Below are 14,826 nucleotides of genomic sequence, written 5' to 3' on the forward strand. Positions count from 1 at the left end.
GGCGCGAACAGCCCCCACGCGGCGGAGCCGCGATACGACCGTCCCTACCGAGCCACTAGGCGGAAACCTCCGACCGGTCCCCACCCCACAGCGTGTGGAACGACCCGTCCCGGTCGGTCCGCCGGTAGGTGTGCGCCCCGAAGAAGTCCCGCTGCCCCTGCGTGAGCGCCGCGGGCAACCGCTCGGCACGCAGCGCGTCGTAGTACGCCAGCGCCGCGGCGAACCCCGGCGTGGGCACACCCTGCCGCGTCGCCGCGATGATCACCTCACGCCAGTCGTCCTGCGCCGCGGCGATCTCCTGCGCGAACGTGTCGTCGGACAGCAGGCTCGGCAGGTCGGCCCGGGCGTCGTACGCCGCGCGGATCCGGTCCAGGAACGCCGCGCGGATGATGCAGCCGCCGCGCCAGATCGCGGAGACGGCGCCCAGGTCGATGTCCCAGTCGTACTCGCCGCGCGCCGCGTCGATCTCGTGGAAGCCCTGCGTGTACGACACGATCTTCGACGCGTACAGCGCCTGCTCCACCCGGTCGGCGAACGCGCCCGCCTCCGCCTCGCTCAGCGGCGACGCCTTCGGGCCCACCAGGTCCCGCGAAGCGTCCCGCAGCGCCGCGTGCCCGGACAGGGAGCGGGCGAAGACGGCCTCCGCGATGCCGGAGACCGGCACGCCCAGGTCCAGGGCGATCTGGACCGTCCAGCGGCCCGTGCCCTTCTGCTCGGCCTGGTCGACCACCACGTCCACGAACGGCTTGCCGGTCGCCTCGTCCACGTGGGACAGCACCTCGGCCGTGATCTCGATCAGGTAGGAGTCCAGCCGGCCCTCGTTCCAGGTGCGGAAGATGTCCGCGATCTGGGCGGGCTCGTACCCGGCGACATCCCGCAGCAGCTGGTACGCCTCGCCGATGAGCTGCATGTCGGCGTACTCGATGCCGTTGTGCACCATCTTCACGAAGTGCCCGGCGCCGTCGGGGCCGACGTGCGTCACGCAGGGCGCGCCGTCCTTCGCCTTCGCGGAGATCTTCTCCAGCATCGGGCCCAGCGAGTCGTACGACTCCTTCGGGCCGCCCGGCATGATGCTCGGGCCGTGCAGCGCGCCCTCCTCGCCACCGGAGACGCCCATGCCGACGAAGTGAATGCCCTGCTCACGCAGGTCGCGCTCGCGGCGCCGGGTGTCGGCGAAGTGCGCGTTGCCGCCGTCGATGATCATGTCACCGGGCTCCAGCAGCGGCGCGAACTCCTGGATCACCGCGTCGGTCGGCTCACCGGCCTTCACCATGATCACAAGCCGCCGCGGCCGTTCCAGGGCCGCCACGAAATCCTTCGCGGTCTCGGCCGCGATGAAATCGCCCTCGCTCCCGAACTCCTCCACCAGCGCGTGCGTGCGCGCCGACGTCCGGTTGTGCACCGCGACCGTATAGCCGTTGCGGGCGAAATTACGGGCGAGGTTGCGGCCCATGACCGCGAGACCCGTGACGCCGATCTGCGCCGAAGTGCTCATGCGTTGGCTCCTAGTGATCTCGATACAGCAGCGGTACGGGTACCGCTCATGCCCGCCAGTATTGCCCCTCGTCCATCCTGACGTGCCGGTACTCCGACCGCACATCCGGGTGGCGCGTTGTCGCGCAGGCAGATACGGACGGAAGGCCCCGGCGCACTCAGTCGTCCCGGGGCGCCGGGCAACGTGCGCCGGTCGCGCGCCACTTGGCGTAAAGAGGCGGCTGATTTGCTGTCTTGTCATGGCCTGTTCGCAGCGCTTACTTTTGCCCCTTCTGACGCATGTCAATGGGGGGCTCCGTCATGGCCGTACGCGGCCGGCACCGCCGGTACCAGCCGAACAGGATCAACCGCGCCTCACTCACCGTCACCGCGGGCGGCGCGGGCATCGCGCTCCCGCTCATCGGCACCGGTACCGCGCAGGCGGCCGACGTGAGCACCTGGAACAAGGTCGCCGCGTGCGAGTCGACCAGCAGGTGGGACGTCAACACCGGCAACGGTTACTACGGCGGGCTCCAGTTCGCCCAGTCGACGTGGGAGGCGTACGGCGGCAGCCGGTACGCGGCACGTGCGGATCTGGCCACCAAGGACCAGCAGATCGCCGTCGCGGAGAAGGTGCTGGACGGGCAGGGGCCCGGCGCCTGGCCGGTGTGCTCGGTACGGGCCGGGCTGACGCGGGGCGGCGACACGCCCGACATCCACCCCGCCGGCACCGGCAGGAAGACCTCGGTGCAGGACGTCCAGCCGCAGACCCCGCCGCAGTCACGGGCGGGCACCGCCGAGATGTACACCGTCGTGCACGGCGACACCCTCTCGGGGATCGCCGAGTCGGAGCAGGTCAAGGGCGGCTGGCGGGGCCTGTACGCCGCGAACCGCAAGGCCGTCGGCGCGGACCCCGACCTGATCATTCCGGGCCAGCGGCTCGCACTGCGCGGCAAGGCCGCCACGGCGACGCCCCCGAAGACGGACCGGCCGGCGGCCACCCCGAAGTCCTCGCCCCGGAAGACCCCTTCGGAGAAGACCACCCCGAAACGGGAAGAGCAGGCGACGACGGCCAGTCGCTCCATGGTCGCCCCGGTGAGCGCCCCGTCGGGCACGCCGTACCGCAAGGCGGGTTCGGCCTGGTCGAAGGGCTACCACACGGGCCTCGACTTCCCCGTGCCGACCGGGACGTCCGTGAAGTCCGTCGGGGCCGGGCAGGTCGTGAGCGCCGGGTGGGAGGGATCCTTCGGCTACCAGGTGGTGATCCGGCACACCGACGGCCGCTACACCCAGTACGCCCATCTCTCGGCGATCTCCGTCAAGGACGGACAGTCGGTGGGCGCCGGGCAGCGCATCGGCCGTTCCGGGTCCACGGGCAACAGCACGGGCCCGCATCTGCACTTCGAGGTGCGGACGGGGCCCGGCTTCGGCGCGGACATCGACCCGGTCGCCTATCTCCGGGCCGGTGGCGTCAGGATTTGACGCGGATACGGTGCCGGTTGAGGACCGGCGTCGGGACGTACGGGCCGCCGTAGAAGGGACCGTAGAGGTACTGGGGTGCGCCCTCGGCGTGCGGCTCGTCCTCGTACGCGCCCTCCGCGACCTGGGCCGGCATGAGGATGTCCTCGATGCCCTCCGGTACCCGGATCTCGGACCCGTCCGCTTCGAGGAGCTCCCTCTCCGGTACGAGGACGCCCTCGTGCGGCAGTGCGGCCGCCCGCTCCGGAAGGCCGGCGAGCAACTCCTCGGCGGGCACCGGAGCCACCTGCGGCTCGGGCAGGGCGGCGGACCGGGCCGGCGAGGTCTGCGCCTCGGACAGAGCCGCCGAGGCCGGGGTCTCCGTGCGCGCGATCCGCTCCGTCGTCAGCAGGATCAGGCCGCCCGCCGCCACCACACCGCAGCCCAGGGCGAGCACGGTGCCCGTGGAGCCGTACCGGAACGTCTCGCCGAACATCGTGATGCCGACCGCGGCCGCGACCACCGGGTTCACGACCGTGAGCGTGGCCAGCGGCGCCGCGAGGCCCGCGCCCCGGTAGGCGGCCTGGGACAGCAGCAGACCGGCCGTGGCGAAGACGCCTATCGTCGCCAGCGCGGGGAGGTCGGATGCCGACACCCCGCCGTTCCAGTCGACCGCGACGATCTTCGTGAACACCGAGGACATGCCGAAGGCTATGCCGGACCCGATCGCGAGCAGCGTGCTGCGCACCGCCGGATGCCGGTGGGCCGCCCGCCCCGCGATCATCAGCGTCACGACGACGGAGCCGGTCACGAGAGCCACGGCCACCCGCTCGGCGCCGGCCAGCGACTGCGACTCCGAGGCGCCGACCAGGGACAGCAGACCCGCGAGACCCACGGTCGCCATGATGGCGCCCCGCCAGGCCGTCGACCCGGCCTTGCGGCCCACGAACAGCGCCGCCATCGGCAGCGCGAACACGATCGTCAGGGCACCCAGCGGCTGCACCAGACTCAGCGGGCCGAAAGCCAGCGCCACCACGTGCAGCAGACCACCGAGGCCGTTCAGCGCGACCGCCGCCCACCAGCCCGGCCGGCGCATCGGCGCGAACTGCTGTCCCGGAGAGGACACCGCGACACGCTCCTGTACGATCGCCCCGCCCGCGTACGCGACGGCGGAGACGAGCGACAGAAGCACGGACAACGCGAGGGCGCTCATGAGCTGGTCCTCTGCGTGAGGCGGGGCCGCTGACCCCGGCGCGGCGAACGGTCGGCTTTCATAATCAACACGATGCCGCGAAAACCTCTTCCCGTCGTCGTACCAGAGCACGCACTGTGTCGTACTACCGATGGAGTACGGCGCCGCAGGAGTCATCCCCAAGGCGGGTGACCCCGGGTGGAGACCCCCAGGTGATAACCCCGACGGGCCTTGGTACTACTGCTCTTCGTGGATCTCGACCCTCATCTCGCCGCGCTCCGGCCGCTCGGCGGCTTCTTCGTACTACGCACCCCCGGGGAAGCGCTCCGGCCGCTGCCGACCCTGGCGCAGACCTACCGGGAACCCTCGTCGGAGACCCGGGGAGACCCCCTGGGTCTCCGCGTCCGGAAGGTCGCGAACGCCCTGCACGCCCCCGAGTTGCGGATCGCCGCCTCCGTGGCCCAGCTGGGGCTCGCGGCCCGGCTCTGGTCGGTGGCCCTCGGCTGCGCCGCCCTGTACGGCCGCATCCCCGACCTCGACCCCGGCCTGCTGCACTGGGACCCCGACGGCAGCGCCCCGGCCGACCTGTGGCTCACCGAGGTGCGCCCGCTCCCCGCGGACCGGGCGACGGTGTCGGACGTCGTCCTGGACGGCCACCTCCAGCCGCTCACCGACGCCGTGCACGCCCGCTACCGCGTCGCCACCGGGCTGCTGTGGGGCAACGCGGGATCCGCCCTCGCGGGCGCCGCCCGGCAACTGGACCAGTGGGCCCACGCAGGCGGCCGTACGGACGTCGCCGCCCGGGCCCGCGCCCTGACCACGGAGCTTTTCGGCCACCCCCTCCTCGCCGGCACCGGCACCCTCACCGGGACCGCGTTCCGGCGCCGCAGCTGCTGCCTCTACTACCGCGTGCCGGGCGGTGGCGTGTGCGGTGACTGTTGCTTCACACGAGCCCCGCGCTCTTCCCCGCGCGCCCCATCTGGGTGACCATGAAAGGGCAACAAACCGCTGAGAACAGGGGGTTCCGGGTGCGTGTGGGACTGCTGACCCGGGAGTACCCGCCGGACGTGTACGGCGGCGCGGGTGTCCATGTCGAGTTCCTCGCCCGGGAGTTGCGGGACCTGGTCGATCTGGAGGTGCACTGCTGGGGCGAGGGCCGCGCGGTCGGCGTGCTGCGCCACCGCCCCTGGTCCGCGCTCGACACCTCGAACGACGCACTGCGGACCTTCTCCGTGGACCTCGCCATGGCCGCCGGCCTCGAAGGCCGCGAACTCGTCCACTCCCACACCTGGTACGCCAACCTCGGCGGCCACCTCGCCAAGCTCCTGTACGGCATCCCGCATGTGATGACCGCCCACTCCCTGGAGCCGTTGCGCCCCTGGAAGGCCGAGCAACTCGGCGGCGGATACGCCCTGTCGAGCTGGGCCGAGCGGACCGCGATCGAGGCTGCCGACGGGGTGATCGCCGTCTCCGGAGCCATGCGCGAGGACATCCTCAGCTGCTACCCGGCGTTGGACCCGGCGCGTGTCCACGTCGTGCACAACGGCATCGACACCACCCTGTACCGGCCCGACCACGGCACCGACGTCCTCAGCCGGTTCGGCCTCGACCCCGACCGCCCCTACGTGCTCTTCGTCGGCCGTATCACCCGCCAGAAGGGCGTGCCCCATCTGCTGCGCGCCGTACGGGACATCGACCCGGCCGCGCAGGTCGTGCTGTGCGCCGGGGCACCGGACACCCCCGAGATCGACCGGGAGTTCCGCGACCTCTACCAGGAGCTGAGCCGGGTTCGCGAGGGCGTGCACTGGATCCCGCAGATGCTGCCCCGCCCGGAAGTGATCCAACTCCTCACGCACGCCGCCGTGTTTGTCTGCCCCTCGGTGTACGAACCCCTAGGCATCGTCAATCTGGAGGCGATGGCCTGCGGAACTCCCGTGGTGGCCTCGCAGGTCGGCGGCATCCCCGAGGTCGTCGACGACGGCAAGACGGGCCTGCTCGTCCCGCTCGACGACGACTTCGAGGCGGGTCTCGCGCGGGCGCTGGACTCACTCATCGGCGATCCGGAGACCGCCGGACGGTTGGGGGAGGCCGGACGGCAGCGTGCGGTGGGGGAGTTCGGCTGGGACGCGGTGGCACGCCGGACGGCCCGGCTCTACGGCGAGATCCTCAAACAGGCTTAGCGCGCGGTACTCAGGGCAGGCTGGGACCAACCAGGGTGAGGGGAGCGGCCATGCGGCGATGGGGGTACCCCCGGTCGGGCGAAGCCGAGACTGGGGGAGGACCTTCGGTGCTCGGAATCGTACTGGCGGGCGGAGAGGGCAAGCGCCTGATGCCCCTGACCGCGGACCGCGCGAAACCGGCGGTCACCTTCGGTGGCACGTACCGCCTCGTCGACTTCGTGCTCTCCAATCTCGTCAACGCCGACATCCTGCGCATCTGCGTCCTCACGCAGTACAAGTCGCACTCCCTGGACCGCCACATCACCACCACGTGGCGGATGTCCAGCCTGCTGGGCAACTACGTCACCCCGGTGCCGGCCCAGCAGCGGCTCGGTCCGCGCTGGTACCTGGGCAGCGCGGACGCGATCCTGCAGTCCCTGAACCTGGTCTACGACGAACGCCCCGAGTACGTCGCGGTGTTCGGCGCCGACCATGTGTACCGCATGGACCCGCGTCAGATGCTCGCCCAGCACATCGAGTCCGGCGCGGGCGTGACGGTGGCCGGCATACGCGTGCCGCGGAGCGAGTCGTCGTCCTTCGGCGTGATCAGCCCCGGCTCGGACGGCCTGAGTGTGGATCGCTTCCTGGAGAAGCCCGCCGACCCGCCCGGTCTCCCGGACGACCCGGAGTGCGTGTTCGCCTCGATGGGCAACTACATCTTCACCACCAAGGCCCTCATCGAGGCGCTCCAGCGGGACGCCGAGGACGCGAACTCCGTGCACGACATGGGCGGTTCGATCCTGCCGCAGCTCACCGACCGGGGCGAGGCCCAGCTCTACGACTTCAGCGCCAACCACGTCCCCGGCGAGACCAACCGCGACCGCGGCTACTGGCGGGACGTCGGCACCCTCGACGCGTACTACGACGCCCACATGGACCTCATCGCCGAGCGACCGGCCTTCAACCTCTTCAACCGCAGCTGGCCCATCTACACCCACTCCAACCAGCTCTCCCCGGCCCGCTTCAACTCGGGCGGCATGGCCAGCGAGTCCATCATCAGCGCCGGCTGCCTGATCCGCGGCCAGGTCACCCGGTCCGTGCTCTCGCCGGGCGTGGTGGTCGACCCGGGTGCGGTGGTGCAGGGGGCGGTGCTGCACGACAACGTGCGCATCGGGCGGGGCGCGGTGGTGCGGGGCGCGGTGCTCGACAAGAACGTCGAGGTCCCGCCGGGCGCGACGATCGGCGTCAATCCGGAGCGGGACTCCGACCTGTACACCGTCTCCAAGGGTGGCGTGATCGCGCTGGGGAAGGGGCAGCGGGTTCCCTAGCTACTGCGCAGGACGCAGCGGCGGCGTCGCCCGGCGTACGACGACACCGCGGGACGGGCTCCCGAGGATGGTGACAACCGTCCGGAAGGAGCCGACGCCATGTACCGCGTCCTGCCCGTTCTCACCGCTGCCCTGGTTGCCTTACCCGTCCTGGCCGTCACCCCGGCGCAGGCGGCGACCGGAGCCCAACGCCTCTCCGCCGGCAGCCCGTTCGCCGACTGCGCGCCCGGCGCGCTGGACCCCCGAATGGCCGACGGCGCCATCGAGCCGCAGCTCGCCGTCGACCCGCACGACCCGCGCCGACTCGCCGCCGTGTGGCCGCAGGACCGGCAACGCGGGGTGGTGCTCGCCGCCAGCGACGACGGCGGCCGCTCCTGGACCCGGACCGTCGTCCCCGGCCTGACCCGGTGCTCGGGCGGCACGTACGACTACGTGGACGGCCCTGCCGTGACCTTCACCGGGGGCGGGGCGCTGCTGGTGACCGGCGGTCTCTTCATGGCCGACGGCTCGGCGAGCGCGGCCCTGTCCGTGCGCTCGGACGACCACGGCCGGACCTGGACCCGCCCCTCGGTCGTCGTCGAGGAGACGGACCCGGACCAGGGCGGACACGGCGGCGGTACGGCCGTGACGGACCCGCGCGACCCGGACGTGCTGTACGTCGTCACCCCGCGCTTCCCCGCCCAGAGCCGCACCCGCAACGACGCGTGGATCAGCCGCAGCACCGACGGCGGACGCAGCTGGGCGGCACCCGTGCTGGTGGCGGACGCCGGGGAGGGCCATCTGATCTCGGGGCACCGGCTGAGCGTGCTCGACGACGGCACGCTGGTCGACGTGTACAGCAGGGTCCGGTTCGGCGAAGGCCCGATCACCAGCCGGCTCACCCTGCAGGCCGTACGCTCCACCGACGGCGGCCGTACCTGGTCCGCGCCGGTGAAGGTGGCCGACCAGCGCACCAAGTGGCTGTTCCAGGACCCCGAGTCCGGCGAGCAGGTCTCACACACCACCAGTCTGCTTTCGGACACCGCCGTCGACCGGCGCACCGGCCGGATCTACGCGGCCTGGCAGGACTCGCGGTTCGGCGGCGGAGGCGCCGACGCGGTGGCCCTGGTGGCGTCGGACGACGGCGGCCGTACCTGGTCCGAGCCGGTGCGGGCGAACCGCACGCCCCCATCCGTCCCCGTGCCGAACCGGCAGGCCTTCACGGTGACGCTGGCCGTCGGCCGTGACGGCACCGTCGCCGTCGCCCATTCCGACTTCCGCCACAACGACGAGGGCTCGCCCCTGCTCACCGACCGCTGGCTGGTCCGCTGCCCCCCGAAGCCGGTCGACTGTGCGTCCGGCGGGGCGACTTGGCGAGAGGCCCGGCTGACCCCGACGTCGTTCGACATGCGCAACGCTCCTCGCATCCCCGACGAGGCCAGTCCCCGTGGCTACTTCCTCGGTGAGCAGATGGGGCTGGTCGCGACCGGGCGCGGCTTCACCGCCGTATGGGCGAAACCGGACGCACCCGGCCGGGCGGCGGTGTACGCATCCGCCGTGCGATGACCCAAAGGTGAAGCGATCCGTGACGCCTCCCGGGTGACAACCACAGGATGCCCGGTGCCGCTACCTGTGCTGGAGTGACCTCATATGCACCATGAGTCCCGCCCCTTTCACGAGAGGCGGGACTTAATCTGCCGTTAACTGAGCGTAGCTTGATCGTACTTGACTGTAATCGCCAGAGAGCGATTGACTGCTGGTCCACCCTTCGTCGACGCGAGGCAAGCCATTGACGTCTGACCTGCTCGCACCTCTCGACCTGGCGTTCTGGAACATCGAGTCCGCCGAACACCCCATGCACCTGGGCGCCCTCGGCGTCTTCACGGCGCACTCGCCCACCGCCGGCGCCCACGCGGCGGACCTGCTCGCCGCCCGCGCCGCCGCCGTGCCCGGACTGCGGATGCGGATCCGTGACGCATGGCAGCCCCAGGGCCTGCTGCGGCCGTTCTCCTTCGGAGGCGCCACCCGCGAGCCCGCCCCCGACTTCGACCCGCTCGACCACGTCCGGCTGCACGCCCCGACCGCCGACTTCCAGGCGGTCGCGGGCCGGCTGATGGAGCGCCCGCTGGAGCGCGACCGGCCGCCGTGGGAGGCACATGTGCTGCCGGGCGAGGACGGGGTGTCGTTCGCGGTGCTGTTCAAGTTCCACCACGCCCTCGCCGACGGACTGCGGGCGCTGACCCTCGCCGCCGCCGTGCTGGACCCCATGGACATGCCCGCCCGCAAGCCTCGTCCCGAGGCACCCAGGAGCGGCCGCCTTCCCGATGTGCGCAGGCTGCCGGGTCTGGTGCGCGGCGCCCTGTCCGACGTGGGGCGCGCCCTCGACATCGGTGCCTCGGTCGCCGTGTCGACGCTGGCGATGCGCTCGTCGGACGCCCTGACCGCCGAGCCGAGCGGCACCCGCCGCACCGCCGGGGTCGTCGTCGACATCGACGACGTGCACGTGATCCGCAAGGCCGTCGGCGGCACCGTCAACGACGTCCTGATCGCCGTCGTCGCGGGCGCCCTGCGCCGCTGGCTCGACGAGCGCGGCGACGGCAGCGAGGGCGTCGCGCCCCGCGCCCTGATCCCCGTCTCCAAGCGCCGTCCGCGCACCGCGCACCCTCAGGGCAACCGGCTCTCCGGCTACTTGATACGGCTCCCCGTCGACGACCCCGACCCGTTGCGCCGCCTCGACACGGTCCGCGCCGCCATGGACCGCAACAAGGACCTCGGCCCCAACCGGGGCGCGGGCGCCGTCGCCCTGCTCGCCGACCATGTACCGGCGCTCGCCCACCGGCTCGGCGGACCGCTGGCCGGCCAGGCCGCCCGGCTCTGGTTCGACATCCTCGTCACCAGCGTGCCGCTGCCCGGGATCGCCCTCAAGCTCGGCGGTCACCCCGTCACCGAGGTCTACCCGTTCGCCCCGCTGGCCCGCGGCCAGTCCCTGGCGATCGCGATCTCGACGTACCGCGGACGCGTCCACTACGGCCTCGTCGCCGACGCCGAGGCCGTACCCGACCTCGACGTGCTCGCCAAGGCCGTGTCCGAGGAGGTGCAGTCGCTGATCACCGCCTGCGCGCCCTGAGCCCCGCCGCCGCGGGCCTGATTCGCCGGATTTTGGAGGACCGGCCCGGCGCTCCGTAGAATTCCCCGTTCGAAAGCGGGCGCGGTCGGCGCGCCGCTCGGGTGATCAGGGAAACGGCAGCGCGATGACGGTGACAGAGGAAGGCCCGGCGACCACGGACGAGGTCGTGCACGAGCCCGGTGACCAGGTCGTGTACGGCCCCGGCATCGACCCGGAGCGGCTCGCCGTGTGCCTGAGCGTGCTGGACGAGCTCGACAAGCTGGAGGTCGACCACCCCGACGCGATCGCCGTGCGCCGGGCCACCGCCGGTGTCTACCGCACCGTCAAGCAGCGCCGCCGTCAGGAGCGCCGGGCCGCCAAGACCGCCCACGACAAGGCGGTCACGGAGGCCACGGCGACCGGCTCCGCCCAGCGCATCGACGACGAGACCGAGGGCCTGCTGCCGTCGTCGGCGACGGAGCAGGGCCGGATCGCGGGGATACTCCAGCGCCCGCGCTCCTGCTACACCTGCAAGACCCGGTACGTGGAAGTCGACTACTTCTACCACCAGCTCTGTCCGGACTGCGCCGCCCTGAACCGGGCCAAGCGCGACGTCCGCGCCGACCTCACCGGCAAGCGCGCCCTGCTCACCGGTGGCCGCGCCAAGATCGGCATGTACATCGCGCTGAGGCTGCTGCGCGACGGCGCCCACACGACGATCACCACGCGCTTCCCCAAGGACGCCATCCGCCGCTTCAAGGCCATGGACGACTCCGCGGACTGGATGCACCGCCTCGAGGTCGTCGGCATCGACCTGCGCGACCCGGCCCAGGCCGTCGCGCTCGCCGACCAGGTCGCCGAGGCGGGCCCCCTCGACATCCTCGTCAACAACGCGACGCAGACCGTACGCCGACTGCCCTCCGCCTACGCCGCGCTCGTCGACGGCGAGAGCGCCCCGCTGCCCGCCGGGGAGCTGCCCGCCCACCACGTCATCGGCGCCTTCGGGTCCGGCGCGGTCGACGGACTGGCCTCCCTGCCGGCCGGAATCTCCGGCATCGACGCCCAGCAGGTCGCCGACCTCGCCCTGGTCGCGGGCAACGCCAGCGTCGCCCGGCACCTCGACGGCACCGCCATCGACGCGGGCGGCCTGGTCCCCGACGTCGTGGACAGCAACACCTGGGTGCAGACCATCGAGCAGATCTCCCCGGTGGAGCTCCTCGAGACCCAGCTGTGCAACTACACGGCGCCGTTCATCCTGATCAGCAAGCTCCGGCCGGCCATGGCGGACGCGGCGAAGAAGGCGACGAGCGGCCGCGCGTACGTCGTGAACGTCTCGGCGATGGAGGGTGTCTTCGGCCGCGGCTACAAGGGTGCGGGACACCCCAACACCAACGCCGCCAAGGCGGCCATGAACATGGTCACGCGGACCAGCGCGCAGGAGATGTTCCAGAGCGACGGCATCCTCATGACCTCGGTCGACACCGGGTGGATCACCGACGAGCGCCCGCACTTCGACAAGCTGCGCCTCGCCGAGGAGGGCTTCCACGCGCCGCTGGACCTGGTCGACGGCGCGGCCCGGGTCTACGACCCCGTCGTACGGGGCGAAGCGGGCGAGGACGTGTACGGGGTCTTCCTGAAGGACTACCTGCCCGGCAAGTGGTGAGGGGCCACCGGGGTGGTCGGCGGGCGCGCTGCTCGTACATGGGTGCCGCCGTCCACCAGTAGGTCGGCTCCCGTGATCCACTGTGCCGCGTCCGACGCCAGCCACAGCACCGCCCGTGCGACGTCGTCAGGTTCCCCGATGCGGCCCAGTGGCAGCCCGCCTGCGATCTCCCGCTCTCCTGGTTCCCACACGAACCGCGCCATCTCGGTCCGTACCAGGCCGGGAGAGACGGAGTTCACCCGTACCCTCGGGCCCAGCTCGCCCGCGAGCTGCTGGGTGAGGTGCAGCAGCGCCGCCTTGCTCGTGCCGTAGGCCCCGACGCCGGGGCCCACGTGCCCGGCGCCCTCCGTGCAGATGTTGATCACCGACCCGCCGTGCTCCCGCATCCAGGCCCGCCACGCGCACTGCACCGACCGCAGCGCGGCCTCGACGTTCACCGTGAAGGCCGCGCGCCAGGCGTCCGGGTCGGCGTCCATGAGCGGTCCGTACGGCTGGTTGGTCGCCGCGTTGTTGACGAGGACGTCCAAGCGGCCGAACTCGTGCAGGGTGGCCCGCGTGACCTCCCGCAGGTGCGCGGGGTCCGCCACGCTCCCGGCCAGCCCGATGCCGCCCAGCTCGGCGGCCGTCCCGCGCACCTCGTCCGCGTCCCGCGCGGTCACGCAGACCCGCGCTCCGGCCGCGGCCAGTTGCCGGGCGACGGCGAGTCCGATGCCCCGCGTGCCGCCGGTGACCACGGCGGCCCTGCCCTCGAGACCGTGCGACGACGTCATCGCCGTACGGTCTCATGACGGGGCGTCAGTCAACAGCCCCGAGAGGCGAGTGCCGTGCCGCCACCAGTTCCAGGACCGTACGCCAGTCCTCCAGGACCCCGGCGTCGAACTCGGCGCTGCGGCCCTCCTCGTCGGCCTGGCGCAGCCGCACCAGGTCGTCGTCGGTGGAGTCGAAGGCACGGCACTGGTTGCGGACCAGGCGGGAGACCCGTTCGCCGAGGAGAGGCCGCACCGCGTCGGCGGCGCAGTCGAAGTGGCGGGTCACGTCGGCGGGGCCCAGCAGTGGGCCGATGGCATGAACGAGCCCCGCGACCTGGAGTTCCTTGTCGGCGGGGCGTGCGCGGCGCAGCAGTGCGGCTGTCTGCAGCGCGTGTTGGTGGAGATCGACTCGGATGCTCCCGAGGCCCGGGGTGTCCCGGGTGCCCCGGGTGCCCCGGCAGGCGTACAGCAGATCCATCAGCTCTTCGACACTGCGCAGCTCCATGCGTCAGTCCTCCCGCCGGACAAGCCGTTGCGGTACGTCAGCAGATCATGGCCGCCTTGCGATTCGGCCAACGGGACTTGAACTGCGTGGCGTGTTCGAGGCGGGGTCGGGCGGCGCGGTGGTGCTGAGCCGAACGAGTGACCTGTATATGGGGCATTTCATAGCAACTCGTGATGAGGTCGGCAGGTGAAAACCGGTCGACTCCGGATAGTTACAGCTTGTTTGCAGCCCCATCGAGCGGGCACCCGCTCATTTGGTTAATCTGTAGCGGACGGACAGCACTACAGGGTCCCAACCCACACCCATGGTCCGTCCCGGGACAAGCCGGTGCACAACGGCCTGCTCTCAGCACCAGTTACCGGCGCCACCGCGTCCGAGCCGACTTTGAGTATGACCCGAGCGGGCGTCAGGTACCGGACCGCAGACTGGGCTCGGCCCGCCCCGAGGGTGATCCGACACATAAGGAGTGCGCGGTGACACCTGAGAAGACGAATCGCGAACAGCGCCCCAAGGAACGCACGGAGCGCGCGGGCCGCCGGTCGAACGAGATCGGCAGTCTCGATGTGTGGGCCAGGTCCGCCCCCATCCGCCTGGCGGGCTACGAGGACGACCTCGCCGAGCCTCACATCCTGCCCAGCGTCGACTGACGTCCGACGTCGACTGAAGGGGCAGAACCCTTCGCGATTGCCGACCGCATGGGCGTGCGAGACTCACGCCCATGCTGATCAGAGAAGCCGCGGCCGACGACTGGCCGCGGATTTGGTCTTTCTGGCACCGGATCGTGGCCGCCGGTGAGACCTACACATGGGACCCGGACACCTCCGAGGACGCCGCCCGGGCGTTGTGGATGAACCCGGCCAAACGTGTCTACGTCGTCGAGGACGGCTCCGGATCGGTCGTCGCCTCCGCCTACGTCACCCCCAACTACGGTGGCCCCGCCGCCCGGATCGCCAACGCCGGCTTCATGGTCGACCCCGAGCAGGGCGGCCGCGGCATCGGCCGCCTCCTCGCCGAGTACATCCTGACCGCGGCCAAAGCCGACGGCTATCGGGGCATGGTCTTCAACGCCGTCGTCGAGACCAACCCGGCCGTGCGCCTGTGGACCTCCCTCGGCTTCACGATCCTCGGCACGGTTCCGGACGCGTTCGATCATCCGCGGCATGGCCGCGTGGGGCTGCACATCATGTACAAGGCACTTTAGCCAGGCGTCATAA

At 71.6% G+C, this 14,826-nt stretch carries 13 protein-coding genes; 9 read left to right on the plus strand and 4 right to left on the minus strand.

The window, feature by feature from the left end:
- Positions 1–55 precede the first annotated feature (55 nt).
- Complete coding sequence (gene gndA / locus ACWGDB_RS30830) at positions 56–1,495, minus strand: NADP-dependent phosphogluconate dehydrogenase (protein WP_453825428.1); 1,440 nt, start codon at positions 1,493–1,495, stop codon at positions 56–58.
- A 299-nt stretch (positions 1,496–1,794) separates the two neighbouring features.
- On the opposite strand from gndA, the gene ACWGDB_RS30835 reads away from it, so the two are divergent.
- Entirely contained in the window at positions 1,795–2,955 is a 1,161-nt protein-coding gene (locus ACWGDB_RS30835) for a transglycosylase family protein (protein ID WP_453825429.1), read from the plus strand.
- Here ACWGDB_RS30835 and ACWGDB_RS30840 read toward each other — a convergent pair.
- Positions 2,945–4,144, minus strand: a complete 1,200-nt coding sequence (locus ACWGDB_RS30840; protein WP_453825430.1) for a DMT family transporter — start codon at positions 4,142–4,144, stop codon at positions 2,945–2,947. The genes ACWGDB_RS30835 and ACWGDB_RS30840 overlap by 11 nt on opposite strands.
- Positions 4,145–4,354: 210 nt before the next feature.
- Between ACWGDB_RS30840 and ACWGDB_RS30845 the strand changes: the two genes are divergently transcribed.
- The 6 genes from ACWGDB_RS30845 (at position 4,355) to ACWGDB_RS30870 (ending at position 12,358) form a co-directional block, all read left to right on the plus strand.
- Positions 4,355–5,110, plus strand: coding sequence for a (2Fe-2S)-binding protein (locus ACWGDB_RS30845; RefSeq protein ID WP_453825431.1), 756 nt, complete (start codon positions 4,355–4,357; stop codon positions 5,108–5,110).
- 41 nt (positions 5,111–5,151) lie between these two features.
- On the plus strand, positions 5,152–6,303 hold the full coding sequence (glgA, locus tag ACWGDB_RS30850) for a glycogen synthase (RefSeq protein ID WP_453825432.1): 1,152 nt from the start codon (positions 5,152–5,154) through the stop codon (positions 6,301–6,303).
- Positions 6,304–6,353: 50 nt separating this feature from the next.
- The gene (gene glgC, locus ACWGDB_RS30855) at positions 6,354–7,610 is read left to right on the plus strand and encodes a glucose-1-phosphate adenylyltransferase (RefSeq protein WP_453825433.1); all 1,257 of its coding nucleotides are present in this window, start codon (positions 6,354–6,356) and stop codon (positions 7,608–7,610) included.
- A gap of 99 nt (positions 7,611–7,709) precedes the next feature.
- Positions 7,710–9,155, plus strand: a complete 1,446-nt coding sequence (locus ACWGDB_RS30860) for a sialidase family protein (RefSeq protein ID WP_453825434.1) — start codon at positions 7,710–7,712, stop codon at positions 9,153–9,155.
- A 223-nt stretch (positions 9,156–9,378) separates the two neighbouring features.
- Entirely contained in the window at positions 9,379–10,716 is a 1,338-nt protein-coding gene (locus tag ACWGDB_RS30865; protein WP_453825435.1) for a wax ester/triacylglycerol synthase family O-acyltransferase, read from the plus strand.
- 124 nt (positions 10,717–10,840) lie between these two features.
- Positions 10,841–12,358 (plus strand): SDR family NAD(P)-dependent oxidoreductase, encoded by a 1,518-nt coding sequence (locus ACWGDB_RS30870; protein WP_453825436.1) that lies wholly within the window; start codon positions 10,841–10,843, stop codon positions 12,356–12,358.
- On the opposite strand, the gene ACWGDB_RS30875 is transcribed toward ACWGDB_RS30870, so the two are convergent.
- A complete protein-coding gene (locus tag ACWGDB_RS30875) occupies positions 12,337–13,128 on the minus strand; it encodes an SDR family oxidoreductase (RefSeq protein ID WP_453825437.1) in 792 nt (263 codons plus the stop codon). The two genes, ACWGDB_RS30870 and ACWGDB_RS30875, sit on opposite strands and share 22 nt — an antisense overlap.
- A gap of 25 nt (positions 13,129–13,153) precedes the next feature.
- On the minus strand, positions 13,154–13,612 hold the full coding sequence (locus ACWGDB_RS30880; protein ID WP_453825438.1) for a hypothetical protein: 459 nt from the start codon (positions 13,610–13,612) through the stop codon (positions 13,154–13,156).
- A gap of 473 nt (positions 13,613–14,085) precedes the next feature.
- Here ACWGDB_RS30880 and ACWGDB_RS30885 point away from each other — a divergent pair, with 473 nt between their 5' ends.
- Together ACWGDB_RS30885 and ACWGDB_RS30890 are read left to right on the plus strand one after the other, a co-directional pair.
- Positions 14,086–14,259: a hypothetical protein gene (locus tag ACWGDB_RS30885; RefSeq protein WP_328420641.1), complete on the plus strand. Its 174-nt coding sequence runs from the start codon at positions 14,086–14,088 to the stop codon at positions 14,257–14,259.
- 71 nt (positions 14,260–14,330) lie between these two features.
- The gene (locus tag ACWGDB_RS30890; protein WP_453825439.1) at positions 14,331–14,813 is read left to right on the plus strand and encodes an N-acetyltransferase family protein; all 483 of its coding nucleotides are present in this window, start codon (positions 14,331–14,333) and stop codon (positions 14,811–14,813) included.
- Positions 14,814–14,826 lie beyond the last annotated feature (13 nt).

Source organism: Streptomyces sp. NPDC055013 (assembly GCF_053608645.1).